Source organism: Kaistia sp. 32K, assembly GCF_016629525.1.
Lineage (GTDB): Bacteria > Pseudomonadota > Alphaproteobacteria > Rhizobiales > Kaistiaceae > Kaistia.
The window spans coordinates 2,496,896-2,510,169 of sequence record NZ_AP024269.1 but is presented as its reverse complement, the minus strand read 5'-3'; the positions used below and the strand labels follow the sequence as shown (position 1 = coordinate 2,510,169).

The following is a 13,274-nucleotide window of genomic DNA, read 5'->3' as shown; positions in this document are numbered from 1 at the left end:
TCACGGCATGGCTGATCCCGTCTTTTTCGCGCCGTCAGGGCCGATGACCCTCGACGATATCGTTGCCCTGACCGGGGCGCGGATCGCCAACGGCATCGATGGATCCCGCATCATCCGCGGTGTCGCGCCGCTGGATCAGGCGCGCGCCGCCGATCTGACCTTCATCGACAATCCGCGCTATCTGCCCTTGCTCGCCGACACCCACGCGGCGGCGTGCTTCTGTTCGCCGAAGCAGGTTGCCTCCGTACCGGCCGGCGTCGCCGCGCTCGAAGCGGCCAAGCCTTACGAGGCTTATGTCGCGGTGCAGACGAAGCTCTATCCGACCGCGCTGCGGCCGGCGCTCGTCTATGGCGCGGGCATCGCGCCGGGCGCGCATGTGCATGAGACGGCTCGGCTCGAGGCCGGCGTCACGGTCGAGCCCGGCGCCGTCGTCGGCGCGGGCGCGGAGATTGGCTCCGGCACCATCATCGGGCCGGGCGCCGTCATCGGCGCCGGCGTCCGAATCGGTCGGGACAGTTCGATCGCCGCCGGAGCGACCGTCACCAACGCCTTGATCGGAAACAGGGTTATCCTGCATCCGGGCGTGCGCGTCGGCCAGGACGGCTTCGGCTATCTGATGGGTCCGAAGGGCCATGCCAAGGTGCCGCAGATCGGCCGCGTCGTCATCCAGGACGATGTCGAGATCGGCGCCAACACGACGGTCGACCGCGGCGCCAACCGCGACACGGTGATCGGCGAGGGCACCAAGATCGACAATCAGGTTCAGGTCGGACACAACGTCGTCATCGGCCGGCACTGCGTCATCGTCTCGATGGTCGCGCTCGCCGGCAGCGTCACGCTCGGCGATTTCGTCGTGCTCGGCGGCCAGGTCGGCGTCAACGGCCATGTGACGATCGGTTCCGGCGCCCAGGTCGCCGCGACCTCGAGCGTCAAGGACGACCTCGCTCCCGGCGGCCGCTATGGCGGCACCCCGGCGCGAGGCATCAAGGAATGGTTCCGCGAGGAGGTGGCCTTGCGCCGCCTCGCCCAGCGCGAAGCCAGGACAGGACACAAGGATACCCAGGGGGACTGAGCCCATGACCGTGACCGAAGAGACGAAAGAGCTCGGATCGGCTGATATCCAGAAGATCCTGGAGCTGTTGCCGCATCGCTATCCGTTCCTGATGGTCGATCGCATCGTCGACATCGACCGCGACGAGAGCGCCAGGGGACTGAAGAACGTCTCCTTCAATGAGCCGCATTTTCAGGGTCACTTCCCCGGCCATCCGGTGATGCCGGGCGTTCTGATCCTCGAGGGCATGGCGCAGACGGCCGGTGCGATCTGCATCGCCAACGCGGCCAAGGACGGCCCGCCGCGCGTCGTCTACCTGATGACGATCGACGGCGCGAAGTTCCGCAGGCCGGTGGTGCCGGGCGACGTGCTCGAATATCACGTCCGCAAGACGCGTTCGCGCGGTGCCGTCTGGAAATTCCAGTGCGAAGGCATCGTCGCCGGGGCCAAGGTCGCAGAGGCTGAGATCAGCGCCATGCTGATCGATCAGTGAACGGAGCTTCATGAGCAACATTCATCCCACTGCCGTCATCGAGGACGGCGCCCGTCTCGGCGCCGATGTCCGTGTCGGTGCATTTTCGCTGATCGGCCGCGACGTGGTTCTCGGCGACGGCGTCGTGGTCCAGAACCACGTGTCGATCACCGCCCGCACGACGGTGGGCGAGGGGACGACCATTCACCCCTTCGCCTCGATCGGCGGCAACCCGCAATCCGTCCACTACAAGGGCGAGCCGGGGCTGGTGACGATCGGCAAGAACTGCGTCATCCGCGAGAACGTCACGATCAGCATCGGCTCGGTCGGCGAGCGGCGCGAGACCAGGATCGGCGATCGCTGCTTCCTGATGACGGGCGTGCACATCGCGCATGACTGCTCGCTCGGCAACGACGTCATCATGGCGAATTGCGCCACGCTCGGCGGCCATGTCGAGATCGGCAACAACGTGTTCCTCGGCGGCCTCTGCGCGCTGCATCAGTTCGTGCGCGTCGGCGACCAAGCGATCATCGGCGGTCTCTGCCCGATCTGGCACGACGTGATCCCGTTCGGCGCCGTGCGCGAGGGCGCCGAAGGCCTCGGCGGCCTGAACATCATCGGCCTGAAGCGTCGCGGTTTCGACCGGCCGCAGATCCAGCGCCTGCGCGCCGCCTATCGCGACCTGTTCTTCGGGCCTGGCCAACTCGCCGAGCGCATCGAGACGGTCGCCGATCGCTACCAGGACGATGCCAACGTCATGCATGTCGTGAGCTTCATCCGCCAGCGCGGCAAGCGCCGCCTGACGGTGCCGCGCATCGTGGCGGCTGAACATCACGACGCGGACGCGTGAGAGGCCGGCCGTGACGGAAGCGGCCGTCCCATCCCCGAGCGAGCCCGACTTGGGCACGCTCGGCATCATCTGTGGCGGCGGCGCCTTTCCGATCGTCGTCGCCGAGGCCGCTCTGAAGGCCGGCCGCAAGGTCTTCCTGCTGCCGATCTACGGCTTCGCGGAAGCCGCGGCCGTCGAGCGCTATCCGCATGAGTGGATCCATATCGGCGCCTTCGGCAAGCTGTCCGGCGTGTTGCGCCGCAATGGCTGCCGCCAGGTTGTCTTCGTCGGCACCGTGCTCAGGCCGCGCATTTCCAGGCTTCGCGTCGACTGGGGCTCGCTGAAGCTGCTGCCGCGCGTGCTCGGCATGTTCCGGGGTGGCGACGATCATCTCCTCACTTCCGTCGGCCGGATTTTCGAGGAGCACGGCTTCGAGCTGGTCGGCGCGCATCAGATCGCGCCTGACATCCTCGTGCCGCCCGGCGTGCTCGGCGCGCACCAGCCGCGGGAAGAAGACATCGATGCGGCGCATTTCGGCCAGGAGGTCGTGCGCGCGCTCGGGCCCTTCGATATCGGCCAGGGCGTCGTCGTCGGCGGAAGGCGGATTCTCGCCGTCGAGGCGGCCGAGGGCACGGATCTGATGCTCGAGCGCTGCCGCGATCTGCGCGCCAATGGCCGCATCAAGCTCGGTCACAAGTCCGGCGTGCTGGTGAAGGCGCCGAAGCCCGGACAGGACCGCAGGCTCGACCTGCCGTCGATCGGTCCCCGGACGATCGAGCTCGCCGCCGAGGCGGGGCTCGCCGGCGTCGCCGTCGAGGCCGGCGGGGTCATCGCCGCCAATATCGAGGATATCGTGCGCATCGCCGACGAGACGGGACTTTTCATCGTCGGGCTCGATCGATGAGCCTGCCCGCCGTTCGACCGCTCGACGTCTTCCTCATCGCGGGCGAGGAATCCGGCGACATCCTCGGCGCCGGGCTGATGCGCTCGCTGGACGGCCAATGGAGCGGCGCGCTGTCGTTTCGCGGCGTCGGCGGCCATCGCATGATCGACGAGGGCCTCCGCAGCCTCTATCCGATGGACGACCTGACGGCGATGGGTTTTGGCGCGGTGATCGCCAAGCTGCCGACGATCCTGAAGCGCATGCGGCAGACCGTGGAGGCGATCGTCGCCAATCCGCCCGACATTCTCGTGCTGGTCGACGCGCAGGATTTCAACCGCCGCGTGGCGGGCCGCGTGCGCAAGCGGCTGCCGAACCTGCCGATCGTGAAATATGTCGCGCCGACGGTCTGGGCCTGGCGGCCGGGCAGGGCGCGCAAGATGTACGGCACGATCGATCATGTGCTGGCGCTGCTGCCGTTCGAGCCGGAGGTGATGCGGCGTCTCGGCGGGCCTGCGACGACCTATGTCGGCCATCCACTCCTGAGCGAAATCCCGGAGCTGCAGCCGAGCGCGGCCGATCTCGCGGTTAGAGACGGCGCGCGGCCGACCGTTCTCGTCCTTCCCGGCAGCCGGCGCATGGAGCTCTCGCGCCTCTCCGGCCCGTTCGGCGCCGCGCTCGGGCTGCTGAGCCAGCGTGGGCAGGCATTCGACCTGGTGCTGCCGACCTTGCCACGCCTCGAGGCCATGGTGCGCGAGGCGACGCGCGACTGGCCGGTTCAGCCGGTGATCGTCACCGGCGAGGAAGCGAAGCTCGCCGCCTTCCGCCGGGCGCGAGTGGCGCTCGCGGCCTCCGGCACGGTGACGCTGGAGCTGGCGCTCGCCGGCGTGCCGCTCGTCGCCGGCTACCGGGTCTCCGATTGGGAGGCGCAACTTGCCAAACGCTTCATCGTCGGGCGTTTCGCCACGCTGCCGAACATCATTCTCGAAGGCCCCTATGTGCCGGAGCTGATCCAGCACGACTGCACGCCGGAGAAGCTCGCTGACGCGCTGGCGCCGCTGATCGCCGACGGCCCGGCGCGCCAGGCCCAGCTCGACGGCTTCGCCCGCCTCGACGCGCTGATGAGCACGGGCGGCGTCCGCCCCTCCGAACGCGCCGCGGCGACAGTGCTGGCGGTTCTGGCGCAAGCTCGCGCCGCCGGCTGAGGGGCGGGGCGCCCCGCGTGGTGCGCCCCGACGTTTCATTCTCGCGCTCCGTCTCCCATGCCACCCTCGCCGTCATCCCGGGCTTGACCCGGGATCCATTCAGCCGGGTTTGACCGGCGTGAAACTCCCGATTCCGCGGCTGTATGGATCCCTGCTTTCGCAGGGATGACGGTGGAGCGTGCGACCGATCGGGCAGCGAACGAGCGCGGCCGAAAAACAAAAAGGGCGCCCGAGGGCGCCCTTTTGCATTCTTGGTCGAAGGCTCAGTGGCGCTTCGAGACCGGGACGTAGTCGCGGGCCGGGGCGCCGGTGTAGAGCTGGCGCGGACGGCCGATGCGCTGGCTCGGATCCTCGACCATTTCCTTCCACTGCGCGATCCAACCGACGGTGCGGGCGAGCGCGAACAGCACGGTGAACATGGTCGTCGGGAAACCGAGCGCCTTCAGCGTGATGCCCGAGTAGAAGTCGATGTTCGGGTAGAGCTTCTTCTCGACGAAATACTCGTCGTGCAGCGCGATGCGCTCCAGCTCCAGCGCCACTTCGAGGATCGGATCATCGGTGATGCCGAGCTCGCCGAGCACCTCATGGCAGGTCTTCTGCATGATCTTGGCGCGCGGGTCGTAGTTCTTGTAGACGCGGTGGCCAAAGCCCATCAGGCGGAACGGATCGTTCTTGTCCTTGGCGCGGGCGATGTATTCCGGAATGCGATCGACGGAGCCGATCTCCTGCAGCATGTTGAGCGCCGCTTCGTTGGCGCCGCCATGCGCCGGGCCCCAGAGGCAGGCGATGCCGGCCGCGATGCAGGCGAACGGGTTGGCGCCCGACGAGCCGGCGAGGCGGACCGTCGAGGTCGAGGCGTTCTGCTCGTGGTCGGCATGCAGAATGAAGATGCGGTCCATCGCGCGGGCGAGGATCGGGTTCACCTTGTACTCTTCCGCCGGCACGGCGAAGCACATGCGCAGGAAGTTCGACGCGTAGTCGAGCGAGTTCAGCGGGTAAACGAAGGGCTGGCCGACATGGTATTTGTAGGCCATCGCCGCGATCGTCGGCATCTTGGCGATCAGGCGGAGCGACGCCACCATGCGCTGATGCGGATCCGAGATGTCGGTCGAGTCGTGGTAGAAGGCGGAAAGCGCGCCGACCACGCCGACCATGACGGACATCGGATGCGCGTCGCGGCGGAAGCCGGTGAAGAAGCGCGACATCTGCTCGTGGACCATCGTGTGATAGGTCACGCGCTGATCGAAATCGGCCTTCTGGGCGGCGGTCGGAAGCTCGCCGTAGAGCAGGAGATAGCAGGTCTCGAGGAAGTCGCCGTTCTCGGCGAGCTGCTCGATCGGATAGCCGCGATAGAGCAGGACGCCCTTGTCGCCGTCGATGAAGGTGATCTTGCTGTCGCAGGCGCCGGTGGACGTGAAGCCGGGGTCATAGGTGAAGCGACCGGTCTTGGCGTAGAGCGCACCGATGTCGATGACGTCGGGCCCCAGCGTGCCTTGCTTAACGCCGAAATCCCAGGTGTCGTCGCCGATCGTAAGTGTCGCCTTGGTTTCGCTCATGAAACCTACCCCCTTGCGGAAATGTGTGTTCGGGCGGGTGCTGGCGCGTCGGTCGCCGGAATGGCGAGGGGCGCGTTACCAGAGGAATTTACGGTCCTCTGGGTATCCGATTTATTGCATCGCGGCAAGCGGCCGGAGCGGGAGCTATTATAAGGTTCTGGTATCAATAAAAGCGCCGCGGCGAAGTGGTGCAAAACCGCCGCGGCGCTTGATTTTATCGGGCCTGGTCGGCGATGCGGCCGAGGCTCTCCTCGCGGCCGAGAACGATCAGCACGTCGAAGATACCCGGCGAAGTGGCGCGGCCGGTAAGCGCTGCACGCAAGGGTTGCGCGATCTTGCCGAGCTTCAGCTCGCGCGACTCGGCAAAGGCCTTGACCGCCTCTTCCGTCGCCTCGACGGTCCATTCCGCAACGGTTTCCAGCACCGCGTGCACGTCCTTCAGGAGCGCGCGCGCCGCGTCGTCGAGAATGGTCGAGGCCTTCTCGTCGAGGAGCAGTGGGCGCTGCACCATCAGGAAATTGGCGCCGTCCTTCAGCTCGACCAGCGTCTTGGCGCGGTCCTTGAGGCCCGGAAGCGCCATGCGGAGCTGCTCGGTCTTCTCCGGCGTCAGCTGCACGGCCATCCCTTCGCCACCCGGCAGATAGGGCAGGGTGTCGATGAAGATCTTCAGCAGCGTCTCGTCGTCCGTCGCGCGCATGTAGTGGCCGTTCAGATTCTCGAGCTTCGCGAAATCGAAGCGGGAGGCGGAGCGGCCGACATCGACGATGTCGAACCACTCGATCATCTGCTCGAGCGACATGATCTCGTCGTCGCCATGCGCCCAGCCCAAGCGGACCAGATAGTTGCGCATCGCCTCGGGGAGGTAGCCCATGGCGCGATAGGCATCGACGCCGAGGGCGCCATGGCGCTTCGAGAGCTTGGCGCCGTCCGAGCCGTGGATGAGCGGGATATGGGCCATGACAGGCACTTCCCAGCCCATCGCCTGGTAGATCACCATCTGGCGCGCGGCATTGGTCAGGTGGTCGTCGCCGCGGATGACGTTGGTGACGCCCATGTCGTGGTCATCGACGACGACGGAAAGCATGTAGGTCGGGTTGCCGTCGGAGCGCAGCAGCACGAGATCGTCGAGATCCTTGTTCGGGATCACGACGCGGCCCTGGACCTGATCCTCGATCACGGTCTCGCCGTCGAGCGGCGTCTTGATGCGGATGGCGGGCTTGACGCCGGCCGGCGCCTCGGACGGGTCGCGGTCGCGCCAGGTGCCGTCATAGCGCGGGGCGCGGCCCTCGGCGCGCGCCTTCTCGCGCATCGCGTCGAGCTCGGCAGGCGTGCAGTAGCAGCGATAGGCCTTGCCGGCGGCCAGCAGTTCCTCGACCACCTCGCGATGGCGCGGCGCGCGGGCGAACTGGAACACCGTCTCGCCCTCCCAGTCGAGGCCGAGCCACTTCAGGCCGTCGAGGATCGCGTCGATCGCCGCGTCGGTCGAGCGCTCGCGATCGGTGTCCTCGATGCGGAGCAGCATCTTGCCGCCCGTGTGTTTCGCATAGAGCCAGTTGAACAGGGCCGTGCGCCCGCCGCCGATGTGGAGGAAGCCGGTTGGAGAGGGGGCGAAACGGGTGACAACTGGTTTGGACATGAGGGGTTCCAGATGTGCGGGAAGCCGCAAGGGGCATGGATTCTCGCCACTCGGCGAACTGCGGTGGGTCATGTAGCATAGCGGGGCGCTCGGGCGAAAGGCGGGGGCCATGGCCGAAAGCGATCCGCACCCAATTGAAGGCGTCCGCGACCCGCCGGCGCCGGATTTCGCGCGCCGGTGGCAGGCGCCGGCGGACGCTCGCTTTGCCGCGCGCCTCGCCGACCGCCTCGACCTTCTCCGCCTCGGCATCGGCGCATGGCTGGAGCGCGAGATCGAGGCGGGGCGCGGCTTTCTCTGGCTTCCGGTCGCCTTCGGCGTCGGCTCGCTTCTCTATTTCGCGCTCCCCTCCGAGCCCTCGGCGGTGGCGCTCTCCCTGCTGGCGCTCGTCCTCTGGGGCATGGCCTGGGCCGGGCGCCGTCGGGCCGGCCTGGTGCGGCTCGTGCTCCTGCTCGCCATGGTGGCGACCGGGGCGACCGCGAGCAAGCTGCGCACCGATGCGCTCGCGACGCGGGTGCTGGAGCGGCAGGTGACCGGCACGGTCACCGGCTGGGTCGAGGCGCGCAAGGCCCGGCGCGGCGGCTACCGCCTGACGATCCTCGTCGCCGGCCTGGACGCGCGACGGATCACGACCATCCCGCAACGCGTCACCGTGACGGTTCGCGGCCGCGACGTGCCGAAGGTGGGCGAGGGGATCTCGGCGCTCGCCCGGCTCCGCCCCGCCTCCGGTCCGGTCCTGCCGGGCGGCTATGATTTCGCCCGCGATTCCTTTTATCGCGGCGTCGGGGCCACGGGCTTCGCCTATGGCAAGGTGAAGCGGGTCGATCTCGGCCCGGCGCCGCTGTCGATCCGGCTGCGCGCGCCGCTGGAGGACATCCGCGAGGCGATCCGCGCCCGCATCGACGCGTCGCTGACCGGCGAGAGCCGCTACGTCGCCACGGCGCTGATCATCGGCGATGCCGGCGGCCTGTCGGAGAAGACGGAGGACGAGCTGCGCCTGTCGGGGCTCGCCCACATCCTCTCCGTCTCCGGCCTGCACATGGCGCTCGTCTCCGGCGCCATCTATTGGACGGTCCGGGCCGGGCTCGCTCTGGTGCCGGCGCTGGCGCTCCGGCGGCCGATCAAGAAATGGGCCGCCATCGCGGCGCTGCTGCTCAGCGGCTTCTACCTGCTGATCTCCGGCCTCGATGTCGCGGCGCAGCGCTCCTTCGTCATGACCTCGATCGCCTTCCTCGCCATCCTGGCCGACCGGCGGGCGATCTCGATGCGCAATGTCGCGCTCGCCGGGCTGGTCGTGCTCGCCGTGACGCCGGAAAGCATTCTCTCGGCCAGCTTCCAGATGTCGTTCGCCGCCACCGTGGCGCTCGTCGCCGGCTTCGAGCTCATGGCCGAGCGGCATCGGCGGCGCCTGGCGACGAACGCGTCGCTGCCGCGAGGCCGCGCCGCGCTCCTCTCGCGACGGCTGCTGCTCTTCGGCGGCGGCATGGTGGTGACCTCGCTTCTCGGCGGGCTCGGGACGACGCCCTTCGCGCTCTATCACTTCCAGCGCATGGCGCCGCTCTCGATCCTCGCCAATGTCGCGGCGATGCCGCTGACCGATTTCCTCGTCATGCCGGCGGCGCTGATCGCCGTGCTCCTCATGCCGTTCGGGCTGGAGGCGCCGCCGCTCGCCATCGTCGGCTGGGGCATCGACGGCATGCTCGTCGTCGCCGCCAAGGTCAGCGAATGGTCCGGCCAATCGGGCGGCGCCGCCATGCCGAGCGCCACCGCGCTTCTCATCTTCATCGCCGGCTTCGCCTGGCTGGCGCTCTGGCGCGAGCGCTGGCGGCTCGCCGGGCTGGCGCCGATGGTCCTTGGCGCCGCCCTGGCGCTCTATCCGGCGCGGCCAGGCCTGCTCGTCAGCGCCGACGGCCGCCAGATCGCGCTGCGCGGCGAGGACGGCCGCTATTCGATCGTCGCCCGCAAGCAGGACCGCTTCGTCACCGACATCTGGCTGCGCTCGGACGGCGATCCGCGCGACGCGGCGCTTCCCGGCGTCGTGCAGGCCGGCGGATGCGACGCCTCCGGCTGCGTCGGCCGGCTGCCGGATGGCGGCCTCGTGGCGCTGGCGCTCGACCGCTCCGCGTTTGAGGAGGATTGCCGGCGCGCGGTGCTGATCGTCAGCCCGCTCGCAGTGCCGGCGAGCTGCGGCCTGCACACGGCCGTCCTCGACCGGCACGCGCTGAACCGCGCCGGCTCGATCGCCCTTATCCAGCGCGAGGGGATTCTCTCCGGCCCGGTGGAGGGGCTGGGCAACTCGGCCGCGCCGGAGGACCCGGCCAAGGCTATCGCTCCGAACGGCCTGACCGCCCCGGACGAGGCAATCGCGTCGAATGCTCCGATCGCCCCAGCTGACGGATTCCTTCCCGCCGATCCGCGCTCGTCCAATACGGCGGCGGTCTCCGCGACCGCCGAGGCGGTCATCCTGGACACCGGGACGGCCCGGCCGCCAGCTCGGGACGATGAAACGGAGAGCCGCGCCGCCGACGCGGCGGATGTCGGGGATCTTGCCGCCGCCGAGGCGTCTGGAACCGACGCCGGAGCCGCGGCGGGCGCGCTGCCTCCCGACCGGCAAAGGTCAGTCATTGCGTTGGGGCGCGGCGATCCCGAGGCTTTGGCGAGTGTAGTCGAGGGGGCTTCCCGGCCCGGAGCGGCGGAACCCGTCCCTGTCCTGTCCGCGCCGGCCCAAACCGAATTGTCCGATGTCCCCGAGGCCGATCCGCCGGAGCGCTATGCACGGGAGCGCTTGGCTCGAGAGCGCAATGCCGAAGCGCGCGATGCCGAGCAGCGCTATGCCGACCAGGGCGATGCCAAAGAGAACGCTCTCCAGGACCGCGAGGTCGAGCGCAGCGCTGACGATGAAGACGTGCTGCCCCCGACGGTCGTCGAAGCGCCGTCCCAATCCGAGCTGCGGCCGGTCCAGCTTGCTGACCGCTTCGAGGTCCTGACCGCCTATGCCCCGGTGCGCCGGCCGTGGATGCCGCGCTATGAGCCGGGGCCGGACGATCAGTAGGTGCGCAGCAGGCCGACCAGCTTGCCCTGGATGCGGACCCGGTCGGGCCCGAAGATGCGCGTCTCATAGGCCGGGTTGGCGGCTTCGAGCGCGATCGACGCGCCCTTGCGGCGGAGCCGCTTCAGCGTCGCCTCTTCCTCGTCGACCAGCGCGACGACGATGTCGCCGGAATCGGCATTGTCGCTCTTGCGGATGAGCACGGTGTCGCCGTCGAGAATGCCGGCCTCGATCATCGAATCGCCGCGCACTTCGAGGGCGAAATGCTCGCCGGCGCGCAGCATTTCCGGCGGAACGGAGATCGAATGGCTCTGCGTCTGGATGGCCGAGATCGGCACGCCGGCGGCGATACGGCCCATCACCGGGATGATGACGGGCTGCGCGAGATCCGGCATTTCTTCGACCGGGCGGACCCGGCCGAGGCTGCCTTCGATCACGCTCGGCGAGAAGGCCTGCTTCTTCGGCCGCGCCAGCGTCGGCGTCATCGTCTCGGGCAGGCGGACGACCTCGAGGGCGCGGGCCCGGTTGGGCAGGCGGCGGATGAAGCCACGTTCCTCCAGCGCCTTGATCAGGCGATGGATGCCGGACTTGGAGCGCAGGTCGAGCGCGTCCTTCATTTCGTCGAAAGAGGGAGGGACGCCTGCTTCCTTCAGTCGCTCGTTGATGAACAGGAGAAGTTCATACTGCTTCCGAGTGAGCATGGTGATCTCGCGCTGCGGGCCTTGCCAAGGGGGACGACAGAATCGTCAAGGTACAAAACGCGAACAGAATAACTGTTCCCCATGCGTTCCGCAAGGCAGCGCGGCAGAAGGGCGATCGCGGGACGGCGCTTGACGCGCGATCGCGGGACGGAGGCGGGCGATCATCGTCCGCCTCCGATATCGAGAACCGGGGCTCCGCTTCGAGCGCGGGCGGCCGGGATCCCGACTACATCGTCGTCCAGCCGCCGTCGCAGGGCAGGATGACGCCGTTGATGTTCGGCGAGTCGTCCGAGAGAAGCCAGAGGATGGAGTGGACGATGATGTCAGGCTCCACCGACGGCGGCGCGGTCTCAAGGATCGGGGCCGTGATCTCCTTGGCATAGTCCGAGCGGAAGCGCGTATCCATGCCCGTCTTGACGCCGCCCGGCGCGACCACGTTGGAGCGGATGCCCTTGGTGCCGTAGTAGAAGGCGATCGATTTCGCGAGGCCGTTCAGCCCGTGCTTGGAGCTGGTATAGGCGACGCCCGACAGCGACGAGCGGAAGGAGGCCTCGGACGAGACGAAGGCGAAATTGCCTTTGCCGCGGGCGAGCATCTGCGGCAGCACCGCGCGGGCGAGCCGCATCGGCGCCGTCAGATTCAATTCGAACACCTTGTACCAGGTGGCGTCGTCCATCTCCGCCGGCGGCAGCCAGCCGTCGGTGATGCCGGCGATGTTCGCCACGCCGTCGATCCTGCCGTCGCCCGCGGCGGCGAGGGTGTCGATGAAGGCCTGCTCGGTCAGGTCGCCGGCCACGGCGACGATGCTTCCGGCCGGCGCCTGCTGCGCCAGGCTCTCGAGGTTGGCGGCCGAGATGTCGGCGGCGAGGACCCGCGCGCCCTCGGCGGCGAGGCGAAGCGCCGTGGCGCGGCCGATGCCGGCGCCGGCTCCGGTCACGATGATCGTCTGGCCCGTGAACCGGCCTGCGGACTGCGTCATGGTCTGGCACTCACATTCTGGCACGTATGGAAGTTTGGTAGGGATCGGCGGCTCGCGGCCCGGACGGGAGGGATCCGGGCCGCGACGAAGCGGATCAGAGGCGCAGCGCCGCCTTGGAGACGTCTTCCCAGGACTCCCAGGTGCGGATGCGGTCGGCGTAGATGTCTTTGACCAGCGGCAGCAGGTCGCCGAGGATCAGCCGGAGCGGCGGCTTGTCGGAATCGACGAGCTTCAGGATCGCAGGCACCGTGGCGCGGGGATCGCCGAGCTGGTCGGCGGTGAGGCGCTCGGCGAGTTCCTCGCGGACGACGTTGTAGGCGGCGATCTCGGGCGCCTGCTTCATCGTCGGGCCCTCGAGGAAGCTGGTGGCGTATCCGGCCGGCTCGATCAGGGTCACCTTGATGCCGAACCGCTCGACCTCGCCGGCGAGCGCCTCGACGATGCCCTCGACCGCGAATTTCGCGCCCTCATAGATGCCGGCCGTCGGCAGGGCGACGACGCCCGCCACGCTCGACATCTGCAGGATGTGGCCGAAGCCCTGCTCGCGCAGCAGCGGCAGCGCCGCCTGGATCACCCAGAGCGAGCCGAAGACGTTGGTCTCGAAGGTGGCGCGGACGTCTTCCGCGGCGACTTCCTCTACCGCGCCCATGCAGCCATGGCCGGCATTGTTGAGGACGACGTCGAGGCGTCCGAAGCGCGCGGCAGCCTCGGCGACGGCGCGGGCGACGCCGTCGCGGTCGGTGACGTCGAGCGACAGGACCTGCAGCGTGTCGGGATATTGCCGCGCCAGATCGTCGAGGGCGGCGGTCTTGCGCACGGCGGCCGCGACGCTGTCGCCACGCGCCAGCGCCGCCTCGACCCAGATGCGCCCGAAGCCGCGGCTCGCGCCGGTGATGAACCAAACCTTGGAAGTCGTCAT

The 13,274-nt window shown here is 68.6% G+C and carries 11 protein-coding genes; 6 read left to right on the top strand and 5 right to left on the bottom strand.

All coding sequences use genetic code 11. The annotated features are described in order from the left end of the window. Positions 1–7: 7 nt before the first annotated feature. Genes lpxD through lpxB form a run of 5 tightly spaced genes read left to right on the top strand, consistent with a single transcriptional unit; the run spans position 8 to position 4,437 of the window. Positions 8–1,072, top strand: a complete 1,065-nt coding sequence (gene lpxD, locus K32_RS11355) for a UDP-3-O-(3-hydroxymyristoyl)glucosamine N-acyltransferase (RefSeq protein ID WP_201404105.1) — start codon at positions 8–10, stop codon at positions 1,070–1,072. 4 nt (positions 1,073–1,076) lie between these two features. Beyond that, entirely contained in the window at positions 1,077–1,544 is a 468-nt protein-coding gene (fabZ, locus tag K32_RS11350) for a 3-hydroxyacyl-ACP dehydratase FabZ (RefSeq protein WP_201404104.1), read from the top strand. A 10-nt stretch (positions 1,545–1,554) separates the two neighbouring features. Continuing rightward, a complete protein-coding gene (gene lpxA / locus K32_RS11345) occupies positions 1,555–2,373 on the top strand; it encodes an acyl-ACP--UDP-N-acetylglucosamine O-acyltransferase (RefSeq protein ID WP_201404103.1) in 819 nt (272 codons plus the stop codon). A 10-nt stretch (positions 2,374–2,383) separates the two neighbouring features. Next, positions 2,384–3,256: an LpxI family protein gene (locus tag K32_RS11340; protein WP_201404102.1), complete on the top strand. Its 873-nt coding sequence runs from the start codon at positions 2,384–2,386 to the stop codon at positions 3,254–3,256. After that, the gene (gene lpxB / locus K32_RS11335) at positions 3,253–4,437 is read left to right on the top strand and encodes a lipid-A-disaccharide synthase (protein ID WP_201404101.1); all 1,185 of its coding nucleotides are present in this window, start codon (positions 3,253–3,255) and stop codon (positions 4,435–4,437) included. Before K32_RS11340 ends, lpxB begins: the two co-directional genes overlap by 4 nt. Before the next feature lie 263 nt (positions 4,438–4,700). Here the strand turns inward: lpxB and gltA are convergent, their stop codons facing one another. Both gltA and gltX read right to left on the bottom strand, forming a co-directional pair. Next, positions 4,701–5,993: a citrate synthase gene (gene gltA, locus K32_RS11330; protein WP_201404100.1), complete on the bottom strand. Its 1,293-nt coding sequence runs from the start codon at positions 5,991–5,993 to the stop codon at positions 4,701–4,703. Between the two features lie 214 nt (positions 5,994–6,207). Continuing rightward, positions 6,208–7,701 (bottom strand): glutamate--tRNA ligase, encoded by a 1,494-nt coding sequence (gene gltX, locus K32_RS11325; protein WP_371813012.1) that lies wholly within the window; start codon positions 7,699–7,701, stop codon positions 6,208–6,210. Positions 7,702–7,738: 37 nt separating this feature from the next. Between gltX and K32_RS11320 the strand changes: the two genes are divergently transcribed. Beyond that, a complete protein-coding gene (locus K32_RS11320) occupies positions 7,739–10,678 on the top strand; it encodes a ComEC/Rec2 family competence protein (protein ID WP_201404098.1) in 2,940 nt (979 codons plus the stop codon). Here the strand turns inward: K32_RS11320 and lexA are convergent. From lexA to K32_RS11305, 3 genes are all read right to left on the bottom strand, one after another. Continuing rightward, the gene (gene lexA / locus K32_RS11315; RefSeq protein ID WP_201404097.1) at positions 10,672–11,376 is read right to left on the bottom strand and encodes a transcriptional repressor LexA; all 705 of its coding nucleotides are present in this window, start codon (positions 11,374–11,376) and stop codon (positions 10,672–10,674) included. The two genes, K32_RS11320 and lexA, sit on opposite strands and share 7 nt — an antisense overlap. A gap of 226 nt (positions 11,377–11,602) precedes the next feature. Beyond that, the gene (locus tag K32_RS11310; protein ID WP_201404096.1) at positions 11,603–12,355 is read right to left on the bottom strand and encodes an SDR family NAD(P)-dependent oxidoreductase; all 753 of its coding nucleotides are present in this window, start codon (positions 12,353–12,355) and stop codon (positions 11,603–11,605) included. 94 nt (positions 12,356–12,449) lie between these two features. Further along, positions 12,450–13,274 carry an SDR family NAD(P)-dependent oxidoreductase gene (locus K32_RS11305; RefSeq protein WP_201404095.1) on the bottom strand — a complete coding sequence of 275 codons (825 nt, stop codon included), beginning with the start codon at positions 13,272–13,274 and terminating at the stop codon, positions 12,450–12,452.